General features: G+C 68.5%; 14 protein-coding genes. 3 read left to right on the top strand and 11 right to left on the bottom strand.

Features of this window, described 5'->3' with window-relative positions; all coding sequences use genetic code 11:
* Positions 1 to 10: 10 nt before the first annotated feature.
* On the top strand, positions 11 to 1,783 hold the full coding sequence (locus A5695_RS17690; RefSeq protein WP_068084772.1) for an acyl-CoA dehydrogenase family protein: 1,773 nt from the start codon (positions 11 to 13) through the stop codon (positions 1,781 to 1,783).
* 20 nt (positions 1,784 to 1,803) lie between these two features.
* Here A5695_RS17690 and A5695_RS17695 read toward each other — a convergent pair whose 3' ends face one another.
* The 11 genes from A5695_RS17695 to glf all read right to left on the bottom strand — a co-directional run bounded on the left by A5695_RS17695 (position 1,804) and on the right by glf (position 21,301).
* The gene (locus A5695_RS17695) at positions 1,804 to 3,309 is read right to left on the bottom strand and encodes an acyl-CoA carboxylase subunit beta (RefSeq protein WP_231974887.1); all 1,506 of its coding nucleotides are present in this window, start codon (positions 3,307 to 3,309) and stop codon (positions 1,804 to 1,806) included.
* Positions 3,310 to 3,374: 65 nt separating this feature from the next.
* Positions 3,375 to 8,762: a polyketide synthase Pks13 gene (gene pks13 / locus A5695_RS17700; protein ID WP_068084779.1), complete on the bottom strand. Its 5,388-nt coding sequence runs from the start codon at positions 8,760 to 8,762 to the stop codon at positions 3,375 to 3,377.
* Between the two features lie 13 nt (positions 8,763 to 8,775).
* The gene (fadD32, locus tag A5695_RS17705; RefSeq protein WP_068084781.1) at positions 8,776 to 10,674 is read right to left on the bottom strand and encodes a long-chain-fatty-acid--AMP ligase FadD32; all 1,899 of its coding nucleotides are present in this window, start codon (positions 10,672 to 10,674) and stop codon (positions 8,776 to 8,778) included.
* A gap of 288 nt (positions 10,675 to 10,962) precedes the next feature.
* Positions 10,963 to 11,973 carry a cutinase family protein gene (locus A5695_RS17710; protein ID WP_068084783.1) on the bottom strand — a complete coding sequence of 337 codons (1,011 nt, stop codon included), beginning with the start codon at positions 11,971 to 11,973 and terminating at the stop codon, positions 10,963 to 10,965.
* Between the two features lie 317 nt (positions 11,974 to 12,290).
* Positions 12,291 to 13,193: an esterase family protein gene (locus tag A5695_RS17715; RefSeq protein ID WP_068084879.1), complete on the bottom strand. Its 903-nt coding sequence runs from the start codon at positions 13,191 to 13,193 to the stop codon at positions 12,291 to 12,293.
* A gap of 157 nt (positions 13,194 to 13,350) precedes the next feature.
* A complete protein-coding gene (gene ag85A, locus A5695_RS17720; RefSeq protein ID WP_068084882.1) occupies positions 13,351 to 14,400 on the bottom strand; it encodes a diacylglycerol acyltransferase/mycolyltransferase Ag85A in 1,050 nt (349 codons plus the stop codon).
* Positions 14,401 to 14,730: 330 nt separating this feature from the next.
* Positions 14,731 to 16,701, bottom strand: coding sequence for a terminal beta-(1->2)-arabinofuranosyltransferase (gene aftB, locus A5695_RS17725; protein WP_304442346.1), 1,971 nt, complete (start codon positions 16,699 to 16,701; stop codon positions 14,731 to 14,733).
* Positions 16,688 to 17,605, bottom strand: a complete 918-nt coding sequence (locus A5695_RS17730) for a decaprenyl-phosphate phosphoribosyltransferase (RefSeq protein WP_068084789.1) — start codon at positions 17,603 to 17,605, stop codon at positions 16,688 to 16,690. The genes aftB and A5695_RS17730 overlap by 14 nt, the downstream gene beginning before the upstream one ends.
* Positions 17,598 to 18,137 carry a phosphatase PAP2 family protein gene (locus A5695_RS17735; protein WP_068084798.1) on the bottom strand — a complete coding sequence of 180 codons (540 nt, stop codon included), beginning with the start codon at positions 18,135 to 18,137 and terminating at the stop codon, positions 17,598 to 17,600. The genes A5695_RS17730 and A5695_RS17735 overlap by 8 nt, the downstream gene beginning before the upstream one ends.
* Positions 18,130 to 20,025, bottom strand: coding sequence for a glycosyltransferase (locus A5695_RS17740; RefSeq protein ID WP_068084801.1), 1,896 nt, complete (start codon positions 20,023 to 20,025; stop codon positions 18,130 to 18,132). The genes A5695_RS17735 and A5695_RS17740 overlap by 8 nt, the downstream gene beginning before the upstream one ends.
* A gap of 52 nt (positions 20,026 to 20,077) precedes the next feature.
* Positions 20,078 to 21,301 carry a UDP-galactopyranose mutase gene (gene glf, locus A5695_RS17745; protein ID WP_068084802.1) on the bottom strand — a complete coding sequence of 408 codons (1,224 nt, stop codon included), beginning with the start codon at positions 21,299 to 21,301 and terminating at the stop codon, positions 20,078 to 20,080.
* 270 nt (positions 21,302 to 21,571) lie between these two features.
* Here glf and A5695_RS17750 point away from each other — a divergent pair, with 270 nt between their 5' ends.
* Both A5695_RS17750 and A5695_RS17755 read left to right on the top strand, forming a co-directional pair.
* Positions 21,572 to 22,609 carry a PirG gene (locus tag A5695_RS17750; protein WP_197515533.1) on the top strand — a complete coding sequence of 346 codons (1,038 nt, stop codon included), beginning with the start codon at positions 21,572 to 21,574 and terminating at the stop codon, positions 22,607 to 22,609.
* Positions 22,610 to 22,739: 130 nt separating this feature from the next.
* Positions 22,740 to 24,377, top strand: coding sequence for an LGFP repeat-containing protein (locus A5695_RS17755; protein WP_197515536.1), 1,638 nt, complete (start codon positions 22,740 to 22,742; stop codon positions 24,375 to 24,377).
* Positions 24,378 to 24,379: the final 2 nt, after the last annotated feature.

Below are 24,379 nucleotides of genomic sequence, written 5' to 3' on the forward strand. Positions count from 1 at the left end.
CGTCTCAACCATGAGCGACTATGCCGCAGAGGCGGTAGACAGGCTGCCCTTCTCCACCGAAGAGAAGGCGCAGCGCTACCGGACCGAGAACTACCGGGGGGCCGTCGGCCTCAACTGGTACCTCACCGACCCCACCCTGCAGTTCACCATGGCGTACTACCTGCAGCCGGAGGAACTGACCGTCGTGGAGCCGCATCTGGTGCGCATGGGCGAGCTGATGGGCGGCCCGGTCGCGCGATGGGCGGAGGAGACCGACCACAACCCGCCCCGGCTGGAACGCTACGACCGGTGGGGGCACGACGTCAGCCAGGTGGTCATGCCGGCCTCCTTCGCCGAGTCCAAACGCGCGGTCCTGGACGCCCAGCAGGCGCTGCGCACCGACGCCCGCGCCGCCAAGGTGAGCTCGGGACTGGGCCTGTTCGCGTCGAACTACCTGCTCAACCAGGCCGACATCGGGATGGGCTGCGCGCTGGGCACCGGCGGCGGCATGGTCACCTCGCTGGTGGCCGCCTACGCGCCGGCCGACGTGCGCGAGCACGTGCTGGCCAAGTTCGCCTCCGGCGAGTGGGCCGGGGAGACGGCGCAACTGTTAACCGAACGCACCGGCGGCTCGGACCTGGGCGCGCTGGAGACGACGGCGACCCGCGCCGGGGACACCTGGATCCTCAACGGATTCAAGTGGTTTGCCTCCAACTGCGCCGGTGAGGCCTTCGTCGTACTGGCCAAGCCGGAGGGCGCGCCCGACTCGACACGCGGCGTCGCCAACTTCCTGGTGCTGCGCACCCGCCGCGACGGGACACGCAACGGGGTGCGGGTGCGCCGCCTCAAGGACAAGCTCGGCACCCGCTCGGTGGCCTCCGGCGAGGTGGAATTCGTTGATGCGGAAGCGTTTCTGCTGTCTGGGGAGCCCAGCGGCGAGGCGGGCCCGTCGGACGGCAAGGGCTTGGGCCGGATGATGGAGCTGACCAACGCCGCGCGCCTCGGTATCGCCTTGTTCGGGCTCGGCAACGCGCGTCGCGCCCTGGTCGAGTCGCTGTGCTACGCCCGGCGGCGGCACGCGTTCGGCGGCGCGCTGATCGACAAGCCGCTGATGCGGCGCAAACTCGCCGAGATGATCGTCGACGTGGAAGCCGCGCAGGCAATGGTTTTCGACGGCACCGGCGCCACCAACCACCGCCAGCCCCGCGGCATGCGGCAACGCATCGCCGTGCCGGTCACCAAGCTCAAGGCCTGCCGGCTCGGCATCACCGCCGCGTCCGACGCGATCGAAATCCATGGCGGCAACGGCTATGTCGAGAGCTGGCCGGTGGCCCGGCTGTTGCGCGACGCGCAGGTGAACACCATCTGGGAGGGGCCGGACAACATCCTCTGCCTGGATGTGCGGCGCGGCATCGAGCAGACCCGCGCGCACGACGCGTTGTTGGCGCGGCTGCGCGACGCGGTGTCGGTGTCGGACGACGACGACACGACCCGGCTGGTCGCCGGGCGGATCGAGGACCTCGACGCGGCCATCACGGCGTGGTCCAAGCTGGATCGCGACATGGCGGAGGCGCGGCTGTTCCCGCTGGCTCAATTCATGGGCGACGTGTACGCCGCGGCGTTGCTCGCCGAGCAGGCCGCCTGGGAGCGCCAGACGCGCGGGGGTGAGCGCAAGGCGCTGGTCGCGCGGTTGCATGCGCAGCGGTACCTCGCGGATCGGGGTGCGTTGCGCGGCATCGACGCCGAGTCCGACGAGGCGCTGGAGCGGTTCGACGAACTCGTCGACGGCGCGCTGACGGGCTAGCGCGACTCTCGCGGAAGAACCTAGACCGGGATCAGCCCGTGCTTTCGCGCCGTCCGGAACCATAACTGCTTGTCCCGCAACAACTTCATAGACTTACGCAGCAGCAGCCGGGTGTCGTGCGGATCGATGACCGCGTCGATGAAGCCACGCTCGGCGGCCGTCCACGGGATCGCCATGTTGAGGTTGTAACCCTCGATGAAGTCCTTCTTGATCTGCTGGGCCTCGGGCGTCGTCGGGTCGGGGAACCGCTTCATCAGCAGCTGCGCGGCCCCCTCGGCGCCGATCACCGCGATGCGCGCGGTCGGCCAGGCGAAGTTGAAGTCCGCGGTCAGCTGCCGGGAGCCCATCACGGCGTAGGCGCCGCCGTAGGACTTGCGCACGGTGATCGTCACCTTCGGCACGTCGGCCTCCACGACCGAGTAGAGGAACCGCCCGCCGCGCTTGATGATGCCGCGCTTCTCCTCCTCGGCGCCCGGCAGGAACCCCGGGGTGTCCACCACGAAGACCAGCGGGATGTTGAACGCGTCGCAGAACCGGATGAACCGCGCCGCCTTGTCCGAGGCCTCGTTGTCGATCGACCCGGACAGATGCATGGGCTGGTTGGCGATCACACCCACGGGGTGTCCGTCGACGCGGGCGTATCCGGTGATGATGGCCGGGCCGTGTTGCGCGGCGACCTCGAGGAAGTCCCCGTCGTCGAAGATGCGCAGCAGGATCTCGTGCATGTCGTAGGCCATGTTGTCGGAGTCCGGCACGATCGAGTCGAGCTCCAGATCGGTGGGCGTAATCTCGGGCTCCAACCCGGGGTTGACGATCGGCGGCTTGTCGAAGCAGTTCGAGGGCAGGAACGACAGGAAGTCCCGTACGTACTGGAATGCCTCGGCCTCAGAATCCACCACCTGATGGATGTTGCCGTAGCGGGCCTGCGCGTCGGAGCCGCCGAGCTCGTCCAGGGTGACCTCCTCGCCGGTGACCTCCCGGATCACGTCGGGACCGGTCACGAAGAAGTAGCCCTGGTCGCGCACTGAGACCAGCAGGTCGTCCTGGATCGGCGAATACACCGCTCCCCCGGCGCACTTGCCGAAGATGAGCGAGATCTGCGGCACCAGACCCGACAGCGCCTCGTGGCGGCGGCCCAGCTCGGCGTACCACGCCAACGAGGTGACCGCGTCCTGGATGCGCGCTCCACCGGAATCCTGGATGCCGATGATCGGGCAGCCGATCATCGCGCACCATTCCATCAGCCGCGCGACCTTGCGGCCGAACATCTCGCCGACGGTGCCCTGGAACACCGTCTGGTCGTGGGAGAACACCCCGACGGGCCGGCCGTCGATCGTGGCGTGTCCGGTGACGCACCCGTCGCCGTAGAGCGCGTTGGGGTCGTTCGGCGTCTTGGCCAGCGCGCCGACCTCGAGGAAGGTGCCGGGGTCGACCAGTGCGTGGATGCGGGCCCGGGCACTGGGGATGCCCTTCTTGTCGCGCTTGGCGACGGCCTTCTCACCGCCGGGCTCCTTGGCCAGCTCCATGCGAACATGGAGCTCGGCCAGCTTTTCGGCTGTCGTGTGAGCGCGAGAAGGTTCCGCACCGGTCACTACTTGCCCACCTCACTCTTCCGGCGGCTCCCCGCCTCGATGTTCTCCAGCGCCTCGGTCATGTGCGCGCCGACCTTGGCGATGATCGGCTCGTCGATGGCCTGGATGTGCTCGCCGCCGATCGGCACGACCTCGAGGTCGGACACGTACTCGCCCCAGCCGCCATCCGGCTGGCGAATGGCATACCGCGGCTCGAACTCGATGACGTCGTCATGGTAGCGATCGGCCATGTAGAGCGTGACGTGGCCGTCGTACGGCTCGATCTGGACCGTCTCCAAGGCGCGGTTGTCCAGGTAGGACGTGCGCTGGTGCTCGATGATCCCGCCCGGGACCTGCACGCCGCTCTGCTGGACGATCTCCAGCACGAACTTGACCTGGCCCTCGTCGTCGAGTTCCTCGAGCTGCTCGTAGGGGATCGCGGGAATCTCGACGTTGAAGGTGCGTTCGGCGAATCTCGCGTACCGGTCCCACCGCTTGCGGGTCTCTTCCCTGGTCTGCGGGATCTCCTCGCCGGCCCGGACCGTGTCGATCATGCCGACGAACGCCACGTTGGCGCCCATCCGCTTGAGCCCGATCGCGCAGGCGTAGGCCAACGCGCCACCCAGCGACCAGCCGACCAGGATGAACGGCTTGTCCCCGTTGATCTCCAGCAGTTTGGGCACGTACTGGGCGGCCCGTTCCTGCACGGTGCCCTCGACGCGCTCAAGCCCGTACATCGGGGTGTCCGGCGGCAGCCGCTTGAGCAGTGGCTCGTAGACCACCGTCGAACCGCCGGCCGGGTGGAACACGAAAACCGGTACCTGCGAATCGTTTTGCGGCGCCCGGATGGTGCGGACGAACCCGTCGAGTTCACCGGCCTCGAGGTAGGTGCGCACCTTTTCGGCCAGCGCTTCGATGTTCTCCGATGTCAGCACGTCCTCGGCGGTGATCGGACCTTCGGCCCGCTCGGAGAGGCGCTGCGCCATCTTCTCGGCCTGCGCGTCATCCAGCTTGGGCAGCGGGTTGAAGATGCCGCCCGGGGACTTGCCGGTGACGATCGCCCACGTCGCGAACGTGACGCGTTCGGCGGCGTCGCGCGGCGGCACGTCGGAGTTGAGCGCCTTGCTGACCGCCTCGGAGCTGAGCGCCTGTGCGGCGCCGGCCAAGTTGGGTGCGGGCTGCCCGCCGTTCGCCTTCGGCCCGGACGGGTCGGTGGGCGGCGGCGGGATCGGCACGTCCGAGGCCGACGGCGCCGGCGCCTGGGTCTCCGGCTCCGCTTGCGGGTCGGGCGCGGGCGCGGCGACCGTGTCGGGCGAGGCGCCGCTCATCAACTGCGCCTGGGCCTTGGCGATCTCCTCGGGCGAGTGCGTCTGCTGGTACTCGTGCAGCTGCTCGACCTCGTCGCGGTGCTCGACCGCGTATTTGATCAGCTCCTCGATGTTGTAGAGGTTGGCGTCTCGAACGGCCGTCAATTGGATTGGCGGCAGGTCGAAGTCGTACTCGACGCGGTTCTTGATGCGCACCGCCATCAGCGAATCCAGGCCGAGCTCGATCAGCGGCACCTCCCACGGCAGGTCCTCCGGCTCGTAACCCATGGCCGAGCCGACGATCAGCCCCAGGCGCTCGGCGACCGTCTCGCCCGAGTCGGGCGACCACTTGCCCATGCTGGCCGAGAAATACCGGTTGGTCAGGCTGTCCGTCAGGGTTTCGGCGTCGGCCTCGGGGCCGGATTCCTCGGGCGCGACGGGTGCCCCGTTGGACGCAGCCGTGATCGCCGCGCCCGCGCCGACCGCGGCCGGCAAGGCGACACCGCCTTCACCGGCGCGGGTCACCAGCGCGTCGTACACCAGCGTGAAGGACTCGTCGATGCGGGAGTGCACCTGCACCGAGGCGCCGCCCGGGTGCCGGGTCAGCGTCGTCACCAGCCGGGCGCCCTCGCCGGGCACCGCGCGCTGCTCGGCCGCGGCCAGCTGCGCATCCGGAAGCACCTCGGCCGCAGCGGCTTTCACCAACGCGGGCAGGTCCGTCCGGCCCCGGGGGTTGTACTCCCAGACGTGGCGGCCGTCCGGCAGCGCGACGTGGTTGCCCGGCATCAGCACCGAGCTGCTGCCGTGCGCGAAGTGCACGTCCAGCCAGTGCTCCTTGCGCTTGAACCGGGTCGGCGGAATGTTGGCGTAGTCCTCGGGACCGGACGCCCGGCTGAACAGCGTCCAGATGTCCAGGTCGTGGCCGTGGACGTAGAGCTGGGCCATGGCCGCGATCATCGCCTCGACGTCGTCCTGCTTCTTGGCCAGCGTCGGGATCAGCTGTGCGTCGTGCAACCCCGCCGCGGCGGTGGTCAGGCCGATCTGCATCAGCGCCACCGGGTTGGGCGCCAGCTCGAGGAAGGTGGTGTACCCGCTGTCCACGGCGTTGCGGACGCCGTGCGTGAAGTACACCGAGTGCCGCATCCCCTTGACCCAGTAGGCGACGTCGTGGATCGGCTCGCCGTCGGGCTTGATGTAGGTACCCTCGTGCACCGTCGAGAAGATCCCCACGGTGGGCGTCATCGGCTCGATGCCCTGCAACTCCGCGGAGAACTCGCCGAGCAGCGGGTCCATCTGCGAGGTGTGGCCGGCGCCCTTGGTCTGCAGCTTGCGGGCGAAGCGGCCCTCGGCCTCGGCCCGGGCGACGATGGCGTCGATCTGTTCGGGCGGGCCGCCGATGACGGTCTGGCTGGGCGCGGCGTAGACGCACACCTCCAGGCCCGGGAAGTCGGCGAACACCGTCTTGAGCTCGTCGGCGGAGCACTCGACGAGCGCCATGAATCGGATGTACTCGCCGAACAGCATCGCCTCGCCCTCACCCATCAGGTGCGAGCGCGACGCGATGACCCGGGCGGCGTCGGCCAGCGACAGCCCGCCGGCGAAGTAGGCGGACGCGGGTTCACCGAGGGACTGCCCGATCACCGCGGCGGGCTTGGCGCCGTGGTGCTTGAGCAGCTCGCCGAGCGCGATCTGGATCGCGAAGATGACCACATTGGACGTCTCGATGCCGTACTCGTGCGAGTCGTCCAGGATCAGCTCGAGCACCGAGTAACCGCGCTCATCCTGGATCAGCGCGTCGACCTTTTCGATCCACTCCGCGAAGACCTCGTTGCGCAGGTAGAGGTTCTTCCCCATCTTGCGGTGCTGCGCGCCGAAGCCGGCCATCGCCCAGACCGGCCCGTTGGTCACCGGCCCGTCGACGCTGAACACGCCCGGCCGCTGCTTGCCCTCGGCGACCGCGCGCAGACCCTTGATGGCCTCTTCGTGGTCGTGCGCCAGCACCACCGCACGCGAGCGGCCGTGGTTGCGCCGCGACAGCGCGCGACCGACAGATTCCAGCGACGACGCCCGACCCTCCGGGCTTTCCAGCCAGTCCGCCAGCTCGGCGGCCGCGGCCTTCTTGCGCGAGGTCAGGAACGCCGACACCGCGAGCGGGATCAGGGGTTTGGTCGGCTCGGCGGCCTCCCGCGCCGCGAGCTCCTCCAGCGCGATCTCCTTGAGCCGCAGCGCCTCGTCGGTGATGCCCGGCAGCTCGTACGCGTCCTCGTCGGGCGCCTCGACATCCGGGATGATGTTGCCGAAGTCGTCGAATCGCAGCGCGTGGCTTTCCATGGTGGGGGCTCCCCCGCCAGCGGGAGGTGCCCCCACGGCGGTTTCCGAGGCCGCCTGCGCTTCGGGCGCCGGCTCGGGCTCGCGCTCCTCTTTTTCCACGACGTCGCGGGGCAAGACCTCGCGCACCACCAGGTGGGCGTTGGCGCCACCGAAGCCGAAGCTGGACACCCCGGCCAGGGCGTAGCCGCCGTACCGCGGCCAGTCGGTGGCCTCGTCGACCACCTTCAGGCGCATCGCGTCGAAGTCGATGTAGGGGCTGGGGCCGGCGAAGTTGATCGACGGCGGCAGCTTGTCGTGTTGCAGCGCCAGCACCACCTTGGCCATGCTGGCCGCGCCGGCCGCCGACTCCAGGTGGCCCACATTGGTTTTCACCGCGCCCAACAGCGCCGGGCGGTCCGCGGGACGGCCCCGGCCGACGACGCGGCCCAGCGCCTCGGCCTCGATCGGGTCGCCGAGGACGGTGCCGGTGCCGTGCGCCTCGATGTAGTCGACGTTGCGGGGATCGATGCCGGCGTCCTTATAGGCCCGGCGCAGCACGTCGGCCTGCGCGTCCTGGTTGGGGGCGATCAGGCCGTTGGACCGGCCGTCGTGGTTGACCGCGCTGCCCGCGATCACGGCGAGGATCTGGTCGCCGTCGCGGCGGGCGTCGTCCACCCGCTTGAGCACCAGCATGCCGCCGCCCTCGGAGCGGGTGTAGCCGTCGGCATCGGAGGAGAACGACTTGATCCGGCCGTCGGGCGAGAGCACCTGACCGATCTCGTCGAAACCGAGCGTGACGACCGGCGTGATCAGCGCATTGACCCCGCCGGCGACCGCCACGTCGCACTCGCCGTTGCGCAGCGCCTGGACCGCTTGGTGGGCGGCCACCAGCGAACTCGAGCAGGCGGTGTCGACGGCCACGGACGGGCCGCGGAAGTCGTAGAAGTACGAGACCCGGTTGGCGATGATCGACGTCGCGGTGCCGGTGATGGCGTAGGGGTGCGCGACGGTCGGGTCGGACACCGCCAGGAAGCTGTAGTCGTTGTTGGAGACCCCGACGTACACGCCGACGGATCCGCCGCGCAGGCTCGACGCCGGGATGCGGGCGTGCTCGAGCGCCTCCCAGGTCAGCTCCAGCGCCATCCGCTGCTGCGGGTCGATGTTGTCGGCCTCGGTCTTGGCCACCGCGAAGAACTCGGAGTCGAAACCCTTGATGTCCTTGAGGTAGCCGCCGCGGGTGCGGGCCTTGGCCATCCGCTCGGCCAGCCGCGGCTCTTCGAGGAACTCCGCCCACCGGCCCTCCGGCAGATCGGTAATGGCGTCGCGGCCCTCCATCAGGGCCTGCCACGTCTCGTCGGGGGTGTTCATGTCGCCGGGCAACCGGGTCGACAGGCCCACGATCGCGATGTCGACTCGCTCGGCCGGGCCCTTGCGCGTCCAGTCCAAGACGTCGTCGCCGGAGGTGTCGAGCTCCGGCTCGCCCTCGATGATCCGGGTGGCCAGCGACTCGATGGTCGGATGCTGGAAGGCCACCGCGACCGACAGCGTCACACCGGTCATGTCTTCGATGTCGGCGGCCATCGCGACGGCGTCGCGCGACGACAGGCCGAGCTCGACCATCGGCACCGACTCGTCGATGTCGTCCGGTGACTTGCCGACGGCCCGGCCCACCCAGTTGCGCAGCCACTCGCGCATCTCGGGGACCGTCAGGTCGGTCTTTTTGGCGGGGACGTCCCCCTCGGGGGACGGGGCGTTGTTCTCGGCGTTCCCGGAATGAGCAGTCTCAGCCATAGTTTTCGTGGATTCAGTCTGTTGCGCCAGCGAACGCCGTCGGCGAACCGACGCCGCTACGCAGGCTGCCGTCGAGGTAGGCGGCGCGGCACGCGCGGCGCCCGATCTTGCCGCTGGAGGTACGCGGGATCGTTCCGGCCTGCACCAGCAGCAGGTCGCGGATGGTCACCCCGTGGCGGACGGCGATGGCCGCCCGGATCTCGTCCGCGATCGGCTGGTAATCCAGCTTGTGCGTGCCCGGGGCACGCTCGGCCACGATCACCAGCTGCTCGGAGCTGTCGTCGGGGTCGTGCTTCAGGCCGGTGTGCGGGTTGTCGAACACCACCTGCGGCAGCTGGTTGGCCGGGACGGAGAACGCGGCCACGTAGCCGGTGCGCAGGGCGCGGCTGGCCTCCTGGGCTGAGTACTCGAGGTCCTGCGGGTAGTGGTTGCGGCCGTCGATGATGACGAGGTCCTTGATCCGGCCCGCGATATAGAGGTGGCCCTTGTGGTAGGTGCCGTAGTCGCCGGTGCGCACCCACATTCCGTCGTCCGGAGCTCCCTCGGCGTGCGACTGGCTGACGCGCGACTTGAGGATGTTGCGGAAGGTCTCGGTGGTCTCGTCTTCCTTGCCCCAGTAGCCGGTGCCCATGTTGTTGCCGTGCAACCAGATCTCGCCGATCTGCCCGTCGGGCAGCTCGCTGGCGGCGTCGGGGTCGACGATGACGGCCCACTCGTCGACGCCGATGACGCCGGCGGAAACCTGCGCGACGGCCGTGGGCGCATCGGGGGCCACCTCGACGAAGCGCTGCTTGTTCAGCTCGTCACGGTCGACGTGGATGACCGTGGGCGCTTCGTCCATGGGCGTGGTCGAGACGAACAGCGTGGCCTCGGCCAGGCCGTAGGACGGCTTGATCGCGGTCTCGCGCAGGCCGTACGGCTTGAACGCTTCGTAGAATTTGCGCATCGACGCCGGGGACACCGGCTCGCTGCCGTTGAGGATCGCCTTGACGTTGCTCAGGTCCAGCGGTGGCTCGCCGTCCTTAGGCACCCCGCGCACTGCGGCGTGCTCGAACGCGAAGTTCGGCGCGACGGTGATGACCTCGCTATCCGGGGCGTCTTCGGGCTTGCGCGCCATCTCCCGAATCCAGCGGCCGGGCCGGCGCACGAACGCGGCCGGGGTCATGAACGTGAAGTTGTAACCGAGCACCGGCGACAGCAGCGCCGTGATCAGGCCCATGTCGTGGAAGAACGGCAGCCAGGACAGGCCGCGGTCGCCTTCCTTGCCCTCGAGGCCGTTGAGCACCTGCAGCACGTTGGTCGGCAGGTTCAGATGGGTGATCTGCACCCCGGTCGGGGTACGGGTGGAGCCGGAGGTGTACTGCAGGTAGGCGATCGTGTTCGCGTCGGCCTCGGGCTCGGCCCAGGTGGACGCCACCTCGGTGGGCACGGCGTCGACGGCGATCACGCGGGGCCGTTCCTTGGCCGCGCGCGCGCGGATGAATTTGCGCACGCCTTCGGCGGCCTCGGTGGTGGTCAGGATGGTCGACGGCGTGCAGTCGTCGAGCACCGCGTGCAGCCGGCCTACGTGGCCCGGCTCGCCCGGGTCGAACAGCGGCACGGCGATCCGCCCGGCGTACAGCGCGCCGAAGAAGGCGATGAGGTAATCCAGGTTCTGCGGGCACAGGATGGCGATGCGGTCACCGGGCTGGGTGACCTGCTGCAGCCGAGCGCCCACCGCCCTGTTGCGCGCGCTGAAGTCGCGCCAGACGATGTCGCGGTACACCCCGTCGCGCTCGGTCGAGAAGTCGACGAAACGGTAGGCCAGCTTGTCGCCGCGAACCCTTGCCCACTTCTCAACGTGCTTGACCAGGTTGGTGTTGTCCGGGAACCTGATCTTTCCATTCACGATGAACGGGTTGTGGTACGGCATTCCGCTCTCCTGTCACACCTGTTGTAGGCCGGCGCTACGCCGGCTTGTAGTCCTTCGGTCGGCCATGCCGACGGCTTCCATTTCTACGCGGGCCAGTCCTCGCGCGGCGCCGCGGGCGCCAGCCTCCTGTTCATCCAGGCCGGCTTCCATCACGATCGGTCCGCAACAAAGTGTTATAGCTCTTAAATTCCTCTTAATGTTAAGGGGCGGCCCGCAGCACACCAAATCACAAGGTACCGCTGATCTGCACCCGCAACGGGCTCCTGACGGCTGTGTCCCGCCCCCGGGTCATCCATGTTTGGGGTGCGGCGCGTTGGCGATCAACCCTTGGACCCAGTTCAGCGTCCAATCGGTGGCCGGCTGCCCGTCCAGGTTCCAGAACTGCGTGGTCGCGTACAACGCGTGGATGGGCTGTCCGGCACCGCCTGCCAGCGTGTTGAGCGTATTGGGCAGGTTGGCCACGCTGAACGCCTCGTCCGGGGCGGCGCAGATGAGGTCGCCCGGCGCGCAGATCTCGTTGGTCTTGTCGTTGAGCGCGCCGAAGCCTCCGGGTCGGGCGCCGGTCATCGTCAGACCCAGCCCGGAGAGCACCGGCACCTCGTGCAGCGTGACCTCCGCGCCCTGCCCGGGCGGATTGGGCCCGATGTCGTTGCCAACGCCGGGCTGGCGGCGACCGTCGGCGATCAACGTCACACCGAGCACCAGGTCGTCGTCGACGGGTCCGCGGCCATTGCCGATATCGCTGGCGATGTCCCCGGCGATCACCGCGCCCTGCGAGAAGCCCATCAGCACGTAACTGGTCAGCGGGCACTTGGCGTTCATGTCGGTCATCGCCTGAACCGTCGCGCGGGTGCCCTCGGCGCGGCTTTCGTTGTACGACATCTGCGTATCGCCGCTGAGCGGGTTGTGGAACTGCGCGGTGTAGGGCGTCGTGTACTCCTGCACCCGGGACGCGGGGAATTGCTGGGTGATCGCCGCGGCCACCTTATGCAGCAGCGCGTTGGGGAATTGCATCGGGTTGAGCGGATCGTCCTGCGGGGCGGATTCCCAGGTGCCGGGGACGTTGACCAGCTGGACGTCGGGGCACGACGCGTCTTGCGAAGCGGGCCGGGGCTTGTGCGGGTGCGTGCTTGTGGACGGTGACGGCAGGACGCCCGGCGGAACCGCGCTGGGCGGCGATTCGCGGCCACGCAGCATGACGACCACGAGCACGATGACCAACAACACCACCCCGGCCATCGCCAAGGCGGCGGTCCAGGCGAGGGCTCGGTGGCGCTTACGCCGGGCGTTGGTGGCCATGTTCTCCCGCTAGCAGGGTCGGTGGATCGCAGCGATGCGGTCCTCCCGACCCCAGCTGCATCCTCTACACGGTACCGGCTCGCCGGAGCGCCTCAGGCGGGCCCAATCGCGCCGACCCGCCGCGCCCGGCTTCACCGCCCTTGCGATCGGCACCGGCCCAATCGCGCCGACCCGCCGCGCCCGGCTTCACCGCCCTTGCGATCGGCGCCGGCCCAATCGCGCCGACCCGCCGCGCCCGGCTTCACCGCGCTTGCGATCGGCGCCGGCCCAATCGCGCCGACCCGCCGCGCCCGGCTTCACCGCGCTTGCGATCGGCGCTAGCGAATCGCGCCGACGATGTCGCCCGACATCGCCCCGAGCTGCCCCGACCACGAGCCCCACCCGTTGTCGCCGCCGCCGGGGAAGTCGAAGTGACCGTTGTGCCCGCCGACGCTGCGGTACTGCTGGTAGAACTCGCGGGAGCTGCCCATGGCCGCGCCCGCCTGCCCGATCATGGCGGCGTCGTCGCCGCCCATGTTCGTCGGGCTGTAGACCCACACGCGGGTGTTGTTCTGCGCCAGCAACGACGCGTGCACGTAGGGGTCGTGCCACTTCCAGCGGCCCAACTGCGGGGCGCCCCACATCCCGTTACCGTCCACGCCGCCGAACTGCTGCAGGCCGGCCAGGATCGCGCCGTTGTAGTTGGTGCTCGACGGGTACAGGAACCCGGACAGCGAGCCGGCGAACCCGAAGCGGTCCGGGTGGAAGGCGGCGAGCGCCATCGCGGCGTAGCCGCCCTGCGAGGCGCCGACGGCGGCGTGGCCACCGGGCGCCAGGCCCTTGTTGGCGGCCAGCCAGTTCGGCAGCTCGCTGGACAGGAAGGTATCCCACTGCTTGCTGCCGTCCTGCTCCCAGTTGGTGTACATGCTCCACGCCCCACCCGCGGGCGCCACCACCGAGATGCCCTTCCCGCCGAGCGTGTTCATCGCGTTGCCCGCGGTGACCCAGTTGCTGACGTCGGGGGCCGCGTTGAAGGCGTCCAGCAGATAGACCGCGTGCGGTCCGCCGCCCAGGAAGGCTACCGGGATGTCGCGGCCCATCGCGGCCGACGGCACCATCAAGCTCTCGTAACCGGCCGCCCTCGCCGTGCCTGCCGGCCCGCCCGTCACGGTCACCCCGATCAGCCCAATCGCCAGCGCGGCTACGGAGAACACCCGAAGAAGCGCTGACGCACCCCGCACGACCCTCATGTCATCCTCCATCGTCTAGTCGCTGACGAGCACATTAGCCAGCGCCGTACCGTCCCCGCCCGCGGGGTAGTGAAACAAATCACACACCAAAACAACTAGCGGCGGAAACCCCGAAGGGTTCCCGCCGCCAGTCGCGTTGTCTGTGGGCTTAGGTGCCCTGACCGTTGGTGCCGTTCCCGGCAGCCGCGGCGGCCGTGGCCGGCCCGGCGCCCGGGGTGGCGCCCAGCGTCGACTGCAGATCAGGCTTCATCGCCTGCAGCTGCGCGCCCCAGTAGGGCCAGTCGTGGGTGCCGTTGGCATCGAAGTTCCACACCGCGTTGTTACCGCCGGCGGCTTTGTACGCGTCCTGGAACTTCAGGTTGCTGGTCCGCACGAAGCCCTCGAGGAACTTGGCGGGCAGGTTGTCGCCACCGAGGTCGGACGGCTTGCCGTTACCGCAGTACACCCAGATCCGGGTGTTGTTGGCGACCAGCTTGCTGACCTGAAGCGACGGGTCGTTGCGGGCCCACGCCGGGTCCTCCTTGGGACCCCACATGTCAGCGGCCTTGTAACCACCGGCGTCACCCATGGCCAGGCCGATCAGCGATGGCCCCATCCCCTGCGACGGGTCCAGCAGCGCCGACAGCGAGCCGGCATAGACGAACTGGTTCGGGTGGTAGGCGGCGAGGATCAGCGCCGACGAGCCGGCCATCGACAGACCGACGGCCGCGTTGTTGGTCGACTTGACCTGCTTCTGCGCCGACAGGTACGCGGGCAGCTCGCTGGTCAGGAAGGTCTCCCACTTGTAGGTGGTGCAGCCGGCCTTGCCGCAGGCGGGCTTGTACCAGTCGGAGTAGAAGCTGGACTGGCCACCGACGGGCATGACGACCGAGATGCCGGACTGGTTGTACCACTCGAACGCCGGGGTGTTGATGTCCCAGCCGTTGAAGTCGTCCTGCGCGCGCATGCCGTCGAGCAGGTACAGCGCAGGCGAGTTGGCCCCACCGCTTTGGAACTGAACCTTGATATCGCGGCCCATCGCGGCGGAAGGAACCTGCAGGTATTCCACCGGCAGACCGGGGCGCGAGAAGGCACCAGCGGTCGCCGAGCCCCCCACGGCGCCAATCAGGCCCGAGAGCAGCGCCGCGCCAGCGGCCGCCACCACGAGCCGCCGCGGCATGCCTGCCACGGCGCCGCGAAACCTGTCGACAAGCGTCATCCTTGCTTCCTCATCCTTCTTCGGCGCGCCCGGCATCCGGACGCGTCCATAATTTGGGTCGTACTGCATACGATCTCCGCGCAGCAGTGCTCGTGTAGTCAACCACACCTTCCGCCGCCCGGTCGCATCGAGGCGAGCCCGGAAAGGGTCAGCAGATCCCCGCTACCCGGTGTTTTTCCCACGAAACGTCGAACCCGAAACCCCCGTTTTCGCACGTGCTTGAGCGTCATTGGCAGCTGGTGAAGACCCAATTGTGATGTTGCTGGCAATTTTTCATCGGACGCACACGCGAAAACTTCGAGATTGCTCGAAAATTCTTCTGCGCGGGGGTTACTCGCGAGGCGGCGGCGGAGCCTCTTCGGGCACCGGGAGGCCACATCTGGCGAGCTCGTAGCGTGGCACCCGGTCTATCCGGTATTTGGTGAATTCATAGGAATGCAGCAGGTTGGACACGAACCTGTGCGGGGTCATCGGCGCGCGCGCCGAACTCAGCACCGCCTCCGTCTCGGGGCATTTGAGGGCGGACACCGCCTCGGCGACCCACTGCTGGCTCAAGTAACCCGGAATGCCGGGATACATCTTTACCCACGGGCCGTCGGCGATCACCCAATCCGGGAAGAGGTTCTTGTCGTGCCCAATGCGGCCGTGCTGCAACCGTTCCGTGTGTTGCGCAAGCGGATTGGCCAATCCGATCTGGTCGATCACCCTGACATCGAGCCCAACATTCATGCTGACCATGCCCAGGTTGGTGAAAAACACTGCGTGCTGCGGTTTTTGGGGCGGCTTGTCGGGGCCCGGCTGCGCCATCGGCACCAGGTCCCACTGGATGTAATTGCCCGACGGCAGCAGTAGCGCGCCATCGGGGGTGTTGTCGAGCGCCGTCAGGATGGCCGCCATCCGCGGATAGCCCAGGTAGTCGGCGGCGGTCAGCGGGTGCGCGTGCCCGGTGGCCTGCGCGTAGAAGCGCCGCTCGTCGACGATGCCGGAATAGCTGACATGGGTGGCGTCGTCGCCCATCCCCGGTGAATTCGCCGCCCACAGCGACCAGCCGGCCACACCCAGCCAGAGCGCGCCGGCCGCGCCGGCCACCCAATAGCCCGTCTCCCGCGAGTAGTCCTGCCCATCCGGAATGGCCAGCGGGATCACGGCCACGGGGGCCAGCATGCAGAACAGCGGCGCCAGCAGCACCCGCCCGTGCATGAAGTCGCCGCCCTGCCGAATCCAGTAGAGCGCCTGCAGCAGGCCGCTCACCAGAATGAAAGCCACGACGGCGGGCGGGCTTTGAACCGCCCGGGCCACCCGTCCGTAGTTAGGCGCGAGGGCGGGGCGCAAGAACGACGGCCGGCGGCGCGCGGCGAGCAGCAACAGCCCTAGCGGCAGGAGGAGCACCACGGGCACCCACACGGCATAGGGCGCGTCGAAATTCAGCAGGTAGATCATGCCTTGGGACCACTTGTCGCCGGCCGCGTCCTTGGCGAGCGCGGTCCCCGGCACCAGCAGGCCGTAGTAGCCCATGCGGAAGATTTGGTAGCCGACGGGCAGCAGCCCCCCGGCCACCACGACGAGCACTCGGCGGCGCCAGGTCCGCGCCGCGACCAGCATCATGATCAGCGCAAGCCCGCCCATCAACGCCAGCTCGGGTCGGACCAGGACGCTGAAGCCGGCGACGAACGCCAGCGCACCGATGAAGACATCGCGATCCGGGCGGTTCCGTACCGGCTGCGCCCAGCAGACCATCATCCACCACAGCAATCCGAGGTAGGCCAGGGTCAGTCCGCTCTCTAGACCGGAGGTGGCGAAGTCGCGCGCGGGCGGGAGCGAGATATAGACCAACGCGCCGGCGGGCAGCATGACGGCCCTGCGGCCGCGGAGACTCGGGGCATACAACCGGGCAGCCCCCAGCATGAGCAGGGCCATGCCCACCACCGACAGCGTCAGGGCCAGCGCCAGCGCCACGTATTCCATCCGCATCGGCCCGCCCACCCAGCTGCCGACGTACATCAGATAGGTCCACGCCGTGGAGGTGTTGGCCTCCACCCGCTCCCCCTGGTTGAAGACCGGCCCGTTGCCGGCGAGCAGGTTACGTACCGTGCGCAACACGATCAGCCCGTCGTCGGCGATCCAGCGCCGCTGCCAAGCGCCCCAGGCGAACAGGACGGAGACCACGGCCACGCTGATCCACAAGCTGACCCGCACCAGTGTTGTGTAGGGGAACACCGGCCAGCCCAACCGCCTGATGACCGGCCGGCTGCGCATCATGCGCGCTTTGAGGGCCTGCAGTTCGGGGCTAGCCGAAGGCAACGGCGGCTCCAACTGTCGCGATCCACGCCACCGCCAGCAGCTGCAACACCCGGTCCCGCAACGCGATGTCCTCGGGTTCCCCGGCCAACCCGCCATCGACGTCGACCGCATAGCGCAGGATGGCGATGGTGAACGGGACCATCGAGACCACAAACCAGCCCGCCGCACCCTTTTCCCGGTCGAAGGCCCACAGCCCGTAGCAGACCACCAGCGCGGTGGCCGACAACGTCCAGACGAACCGCAGATAGGTGCTGGTGTAGTTCTCCAGGGCCTTGCGGATCTTGGCGCCGGTGCGCTCGGCCAGCTGCAGCTCGGCGTATCGCTTGCCGGCCACCATGAACAGCGACCCGAACGCCATCACCAGCAAGAACCACTGGGTCAGGCGGATGTCGGTGGCCGCGCCCCCAGCGATGGCCCGGAGCAGATAGGCCGACGACACGATGCAGATGTCCATCACCGCTTGGTGTTTGAGGCCATAGCAGTAGCCCAGCTGCATGGTGAGGTAGATGGCCAGCACCAGCGCCAGGTGGGGTGTGATCCACCAGCCGATGACCAGCGAGGCGATTCCCAGCACCGCCGCCAGGGCGTAGGCCAGCCACTCCGGCACGACACCGGCGGCGATCGGACGGAATTTCTTGGTGGGGTGCTCGCGGTCGGCCTCGACGTCGCGCGCGTCGTTGATCAGGTAGATCGACGACGCGGCCAGACAGAACGCCACGAACGCGCCCAGGGCCGGGTAAGCCTTGTCCATCACGTCGCGCAAGTGGTAGTGCACCGGGCCGCCCAACGCGGCCAGCGGCGCGGCCAGCACCAGGACGTTCTTCACCCATTGGCGTGGTCGGATCGCCTTGACCACCCCGACCACCACGTTGCCCGAGGGCCCGGTCACCACGTCCTCACTCATACCGCCAGACCTTCCGCGCCCGACCTTGTAGCCGAACGGTGATTCGCGCGACGGTGGCGCCGAGGGCGATGCCGCAGGCCACGTCGCTGGGATAGTGCACCCCCAGCAGCATCCGCGACAGCGCCATCGGGGGGATCAGCAGGGCCGGAAGCGGCAAACCCGTGATCCGGCCCATCAGGATGGCCGCGGCCGTCGTCGAAGTGGCATGGGCCGACGGGAAACTCAGCCGGCTGGGGGTGCCGACGTTCACCACGACGGCCGGGTCATGCGGCCGCTGGCGCCGCACCATGCGCTTGACCAGCACGGCGGCGGCGTGCGCGGCGAACGTCCCCGCCCCGGCGACCAGCCAGTCCCACCGCCGCTTGGGTGCCAGCACTGCGCCGACTGCTGCGACGGCCAGCCAGCCGAGGCTGTGCTCGCCGAAATGGGACAGGCCGCGCGCCGTCGTCAGCACGCCGGGGCGCTCGGCGAGCGCGGCTTGCACGGCCACCAGAGCGGCGACTTCGCCGCGCGGGGAGGCCGAATCAGCCATGCTCTCGCTCGGCGTGCGCGGGCAGCAGCGCCGTCTCCCATTTCTGCTTGCTGGACAGCACCGGAAGAGCGTCCCGGTACGTTCTGCGCATCTCGTCGAAGCGGCTCACCAGCTGGCGCTGCCGGCGCAGCGAGGCGAACAGCAGCTGGAACATCTTGCGCCGGTCGCGTTGCCGGTAGACCACGCCGCACCCGTCGGCCGTCGTCACGGTGACGCCGTCGACCGTGCACAGCCGGAACCAGCGGGCGTCCTGGGTCGGCACGTTGAATTCGGGGCGCCGGTGGGCCTCGGGGTCGGCCTTGGTCGCGTTGTGCAAAATGCCGCGGGCCAGCCGGTAACCGATCGACACCGGGTTCACCGGCGGCTTCATCGCCTTGGTCTTGTTCGACGGCGTCGGGAGTTCGCTCGCGGCCGGCAGCACCACCGCGTCCGGATACTCCTTACGCAGCCGATGCACCTCGGGCAGCGCGGATTCCAGGATCGAGAAGATGTGCTCCGGCCCGGCAAGGAAGTCGTCGATCGCCCTGTTCTGAATCGCGACGGTCGAATACTCAAGGCAAGCAAGGTGTTTCAGCGTTGCCCTCAGGTGACTGCGAACCAGCCCGGTGATATCGCCGTCCCAGTGCATCGCGGCGACCACCAGCCGGTTGCGCAGGTGGTAGTAGGCCTGCCAGTCGATGGCGTCGTCCTTGTCGCTCCAGGCCATGTGCCAGATCGCCGCGCCGGGCAGCGTGACGGTCGGGTACCCGTGCTCGCCGGCGCGCAGGCCGTACTCGGCGTCATCCCATTTGATGAACAGCGGTAGCGGTTGGCCCAGTTCCTCGGCGACCTGCCGCGGGATCATGCACGTCCACCAGCCGTTGAAGTCGACGTCGATGCGCCGGTGCAGCAGCGTGCTTCGAATGTTCCTGTGGTTCAAGGGGTATTCGGCGAAGTCGTGGTCGTACTCGGCGTGCGGCGCGGCGGTCCACATGAAGTTCGACTGGTTGACGACCTCGCCCATGATGTGCAGGTGCGACGGCTCCTGCAGGTTGAGCATTTGACCGCCGATCAGCATCGGGGTCTTGGCGAAGCGGTGCAGGGCAAGCACCCGCAGGATCGAGTCGGGCTCGATGCGGATGTCGTCGTCCATGAACAAGATCTGTTGGCAGTCCGTGTTTTTCAGCGCCTCGTACATCACCCGGCTGTAACCGCCCGAGCCGCCCAGGTTGGGCTGGTTGTGAATGGTCAGCCGGCTGCCCAGCCCGGCGGCCGCCGCCGGGAAGTCCGGGTGGTCACGCACCTTTCGGGTGCCCTGGTCCGGGACGATCACGGCCCCGATCACCGCGTCCACCAAGGGATCTGCAGTAAGGTCGGCCAGCGCGTTGACGCAGTCGGCGGGCCGGTTGAACGTGGGGATGCCGACCGCGATGTTGGCCGTGCCCGGCGCGGGCTCGGTCGCATACCAGCCACCGCTGACCAGGTTCACCGTGGTGTCGGTAGTGACGTCGAACCAGATCCAGCCGCCGTCCTCGAACGGCTTGAGCGGCACCTCGATCTCGACGATCGCCGGCTGATCCGCGGTTCCGACAAACTGGCGGCCTTCCACGGAGATTCGCACCCCGGTGGCCTTGGTCCGGTACACGTCGACGCGTCCCGTTCCGCTGAGTTCGACCCGCAACACCACCGACGTGCAGATGGACCAGCGGCGCCAGTAGCTGGCCGGGAACGCGTTGAAGTACGTGGCGAACGACACCTCGGACTCTTTGCCGATCTCCAGCGAGGTACGGCTGGTCGCGTGCGCACGCCGCGCGTTGGTGGTCGATTCCTCTAGATACAGCTTGCGCACGTCGAGGGGCTCGCCCGGACGCGGCAGGATGATTCTGGAAAGCAGGCTTACGGCGGTCATTTAGCGCCGTCCCCCACAAGCGGGTGGTACTCCCACCTCATCGCTGGCCTCCTCATTTCGTCGCCGGCGCGCATCCCCCCGCGCCTTCCTCCACCAGAGCCTTGCCCTCGCGCAGGTGGGGCGCGAGGGTGTTGTCGTACATGTTCAATGCGCTGGCGATCGCCATGTGCATGTCCAGGTATTGGTAGGTGCCCAGCCGCCCGCCGAACAGCACTTTGGCCGAGGCGGTTTCGGCCTTCGCCCGGGCGCGGTACGCGGCCAGCAGGGCGCGGTCGGCCTCGGTGTTGATCGGATAGTAGGGCTCGTCGTCGTCTTCGGCGAACCGCGAGAACTCCCGCATGATGACCGTCTTGTCGGTCGGGTAGTCGCGTTCGAGGTGGAAGTGGCGGAACTCGTGGATACGGGTGTACGGGACGTCGAGGTCGTTGTAGTTCATCACCGACGTGCCTTGGAAATCTCCGATGGGCAGCACCTCGAGCTCGAAGTCGAGTGTGCGCCAACCCAGCCGGCCTTCGGCGTAGTCGAAGTAGCGGTCCAGCGGACCGGTGTAGACCACCGGGGCGTCGGGACTCTCCGCGCGCAGCCGGTCGCGGACGTCGAACCAGTCGGTGTTCAGCCTGACCTCGATGCGGTCGTCGGCGGCCATGTTCTGCAGCCACGCCGTGTATCCGTCGACCGGCAGGCCCTCGTAGGTGTCGCTGAAGTACCGGTTGTCGAAGGTGTAGCGCACCGGCAGCCGGGTGATGTTCGCGGCGGGCAGTTCCTTGGGATCGGTCTGCCACTGCTTGGCGGTGTAGCCCTTGACGAACGCCTCGTACAGTGGTCGGCCGATCAGTGAGATCGCCTTCTCCTCGAGGTTTTGCGCGTCCTCCGTTTTGATCTCGGCGGCCTGCTCGGCGATCAGTCGGCGCGCCTCGTCCGGGGTGAAGTACTTGCCGAAGAACTGCGACACCAGGCCCAGTCCCATCGGGAACTGGTAGGCCTGCCCGTTGTGCATCGCGAAGACGCGGTGCCGGTAGTCGGTGAAGTCGGTGAACTGGCGCACGTAGTCCCACACCCTCTTGTTGGAGGTGTGGAACAGGTGGGCGCCGTACTTGTGGACCTCGATGCCCGTCTGTGGCTCGGCCTCGGAATAGGCGTTGCCGCCGATGTGTGGGCGGCGTTCCACCACGAGCACGCGCTTCCCGAGTTGGGTAGCCACGCGCTCGGCAATGGTCAGGCCGAAGAATCCAGAGCCGACGACAAAGAGGTCAAAGCGACTAAAAGGAGAAGTCATCGGTTGCTTAGGGTATCCGACCGCGTGGGCCTAACCCATTTGGCGAGGCCAGGAAGTCCACGATCGGTCAACTGGCCGGTCTTTTCGGCCCCATGGGCCCGGCGATCACAGTCCGAGTCGCATTTACCTCACGATTCAATATCACCACTCTAGTCACAGCAATCTCACTCGTACCATCGACTCTGTGTGGTTGTCGCCGGCTACGAACTCGGCAAGGCCGCACTGAAACAACGCAGTTGACATTGAGTTGTCCAGATTGAGGAGACTTCCGTGCCGAACCGACGCCGACGCAAGCTTTCGACAGCCATGAGCGCGGTCGCCGCCCTGGCAGTGGCGAGTCCTTGCGCATACTTCCTTGTCTACGAATCGACGGCCGGCAGCAAGCCGTCCGAGCACCACGACTTCAAGCAGGCGGCCATGATGACCGACCTGCCGGGCGAGCTGATGGGCGCGCTGTCGCAGGGGCTGTCACAATTCGGGATCAACCTGCCCCCGGTGCCCGCGCTGAGCGGCGGCGCGGCCAGCACTCCGGGCCTGACCAGCCCCGGCCTGGGCACTCCGGGCCTCGGGACTCCAGGACTCACCAGCCCGGGGTTGACCAGTCCTGGCCTGACCAGCCCGGGGTTGACCAGTCCTGGCCTGACCAGCCCCGGCCTGACCAGCCCTGCGCTCACCAGCCCGGGCCTGGCGCCCACGACGCCGGGGCTCACCGCGCCTGGCGCGCTGCCAACCACGCCGGGCGCCGGGGTGGCGACTCCGGGTGCGGGGCTCAACCCGGCGCTGTCCAACCCGGGGCTGACCAGCCCGGCCGGTATCGCGCCCGGCCTGGGCAGCCCGACGGCTGGCGGTGAAGTGCCGATCACGGCTCCGGCCAGCCTGGACCCGGGCGCTGACGGCACCTACCCGATCCTCGGCGATCCGTCGTCCTTCGGTAACGGTTCACCGATCGGTGGTGGCACCGGCCTCGGCGGCGGCGGAAGCTCCAGCGGCGGCGGTGGCCTGGTCAACGACGTGATGCAGGCCGCCAACCAGCTTGGCGCCGGTCAGGCCATCGACCTGCTCAAGGGCCTGGTGATGCCGGCGATCACGCAGGGTCTGCACGGCGGGGCCGGCGCAGCCGGTGCCCTCCCGGGTGCCGCCGGTGCCCTGCCGGGTGCCGCGGGTGCCCTGCCGGGTGCCGCGGGTGCCCTGCCGGGTGCCGCGGGCGCCCTGCCGGGTGCCGCCGCGGGTGCCCTGCCGGCCGCCGCGGGCGCTGCCGGGGCGTTGCCGGCTGCCGCGGGCGCGGCACCGGTCCTGCCCCCCGTCTAGACCTCGGGAAACCTCCCAACCAGACGGCACCGCAGATTTCTTCTGCGGTGCCGTCGAATGTTGGCTGCAGATTCGCGACGCCCCGGTCGTGTCGTCTCAGCATTAACATTAGAAACACAAGTAACATCGCCTGGTGTCTCGTAGTCGTGGGCCGACGACGTTGCTCGCCGCCATCGCGGCGACCGTCGTCATCGTCTCCTGGGTGGCGGACACCGCAGCGGACCACCGCACTGCCAGCCCGCCGCCCGCCCATGACACCCAGCTGGCCGAACAGCCGCTGGTCGGGTTGGGCGGCGGTGTCACGGTTCGCCAGATCAGCCAGCAGACCCCGTTCTCCCTTGTCGCCCTCACCGGCGACCTGGCAGGCACCTCTACCCGGGTGCGGGCGCGCCGGCCCGACGGTTCGTGGGGGCCGTGGTACCAGACCGAGTACGAGACGGCGGCGCCCGACGGGGTGACGGCGGCCGGATCGCTCGAAGGGCCACGCGGAACCGACCCGGTCTTCGTCGGCACCACCACCACCGTCGAGATCGCGGTCACCCGCCCGATCGATGCGCCGGTAACCCAACCGCAGTCCGCGCCCCCCAACGAGGCCGGCCTGGGCTACAAACCGGCCTCCCGGGAACAACCCTTCGGCCAGAACATCTCCGCCATCCTCATCTCTCCGCCGCAAGCGCCGGCGAAAGCGCAATGGACGCCGCCGTCGGGGGTGTTGATGCCCGGGCAGGCCCCTGCCATCATCGGCCGGGCGGAGTGGGGCGCCGACGAGTCGCTGCGATGCGGTAGTCCACAGTACGACAATGGGATTCGCGCCGCCGTGGTGCACCACACCGCGGGCAGTAACGACTACTCGCCGCTGGAATCGGCCGGCATCGTCAAGGCCATCTACACCTATCACAGCAAGACGTTGGGCTGGTGCGACATCGCCTACAACGCCCTGGTCGACAAGTACGGCCAGGTGTTCGAGGGCAGCGCCGGGGGGTTGACCAAGGCCGTCGAGGCCTTCCACACCGGTGGATTCAACCGCAACACCTGGGGCGTGGCGATGATCGGCAACTTCGACGACGTACCGCCGACGCCGATCCAACTGCGCACCCTCGGCAGGCTGCTCGGCTGGCGCCTGGGCCTCGACGGCGTCGACCCCAAGGGCACCGTGTCGCTGGAGTCGGCGGGTAGCCACTACACCACCTTCCCGGCCGGATCCATCGCGACGCTGCCCACGATCTTCACGCACCGCGACGTCGGCAACACCGATTGCCCGGGCAATGCCGCCTACGCGCTAATGGACGAAGTGCGTGACGTGGCTTCGCATTTCAACGATCCGCCCGAGGAATTGATCAAGGCCCTGCAGGGCGGTGCGATCTACGATCACTGGCAGGCGATGGGCGGCATGAACAGCGTGCTGGGCGCGCCGACATCCCCGGAGGACAGCGCAGAGGGTGACGCCCGGTACGTCACGTTCGCCCGGGGTGCGATGTACTGGTCGCCGGAAACGGGCGCGCAGCCCGTCACCGGCGCGATCTACGACGCCTGGGCGTCGCTGAGCTACGAACGCGGTCCGCTCGGGTTGCCGACCAGCGCGGAACTTCAAGAGCCGCTACAGATTACGCAGAACTTCCAGCACGGCACGCTGAACTACGAGAGGCTCACTGGCAACGTCACCGAGGTCGCGGAGGGCATCACCACGCCGCTCTCGACGCAATCACCGAGTGGCCCCACCGTGCCGCCCGAACACTTCTCGCTACCGGCGCACCCGTCCGCCACCTAGCC

The sequence above is a fragment of the Mycobacterium sp. E1747 genome (assembly GCF_001667775.1).
Lineage (GTDB): Bacteria > Actinomycetota > Actinomycetes > Mycobacteriales > Mycobacteriaceae > Mycobacterium.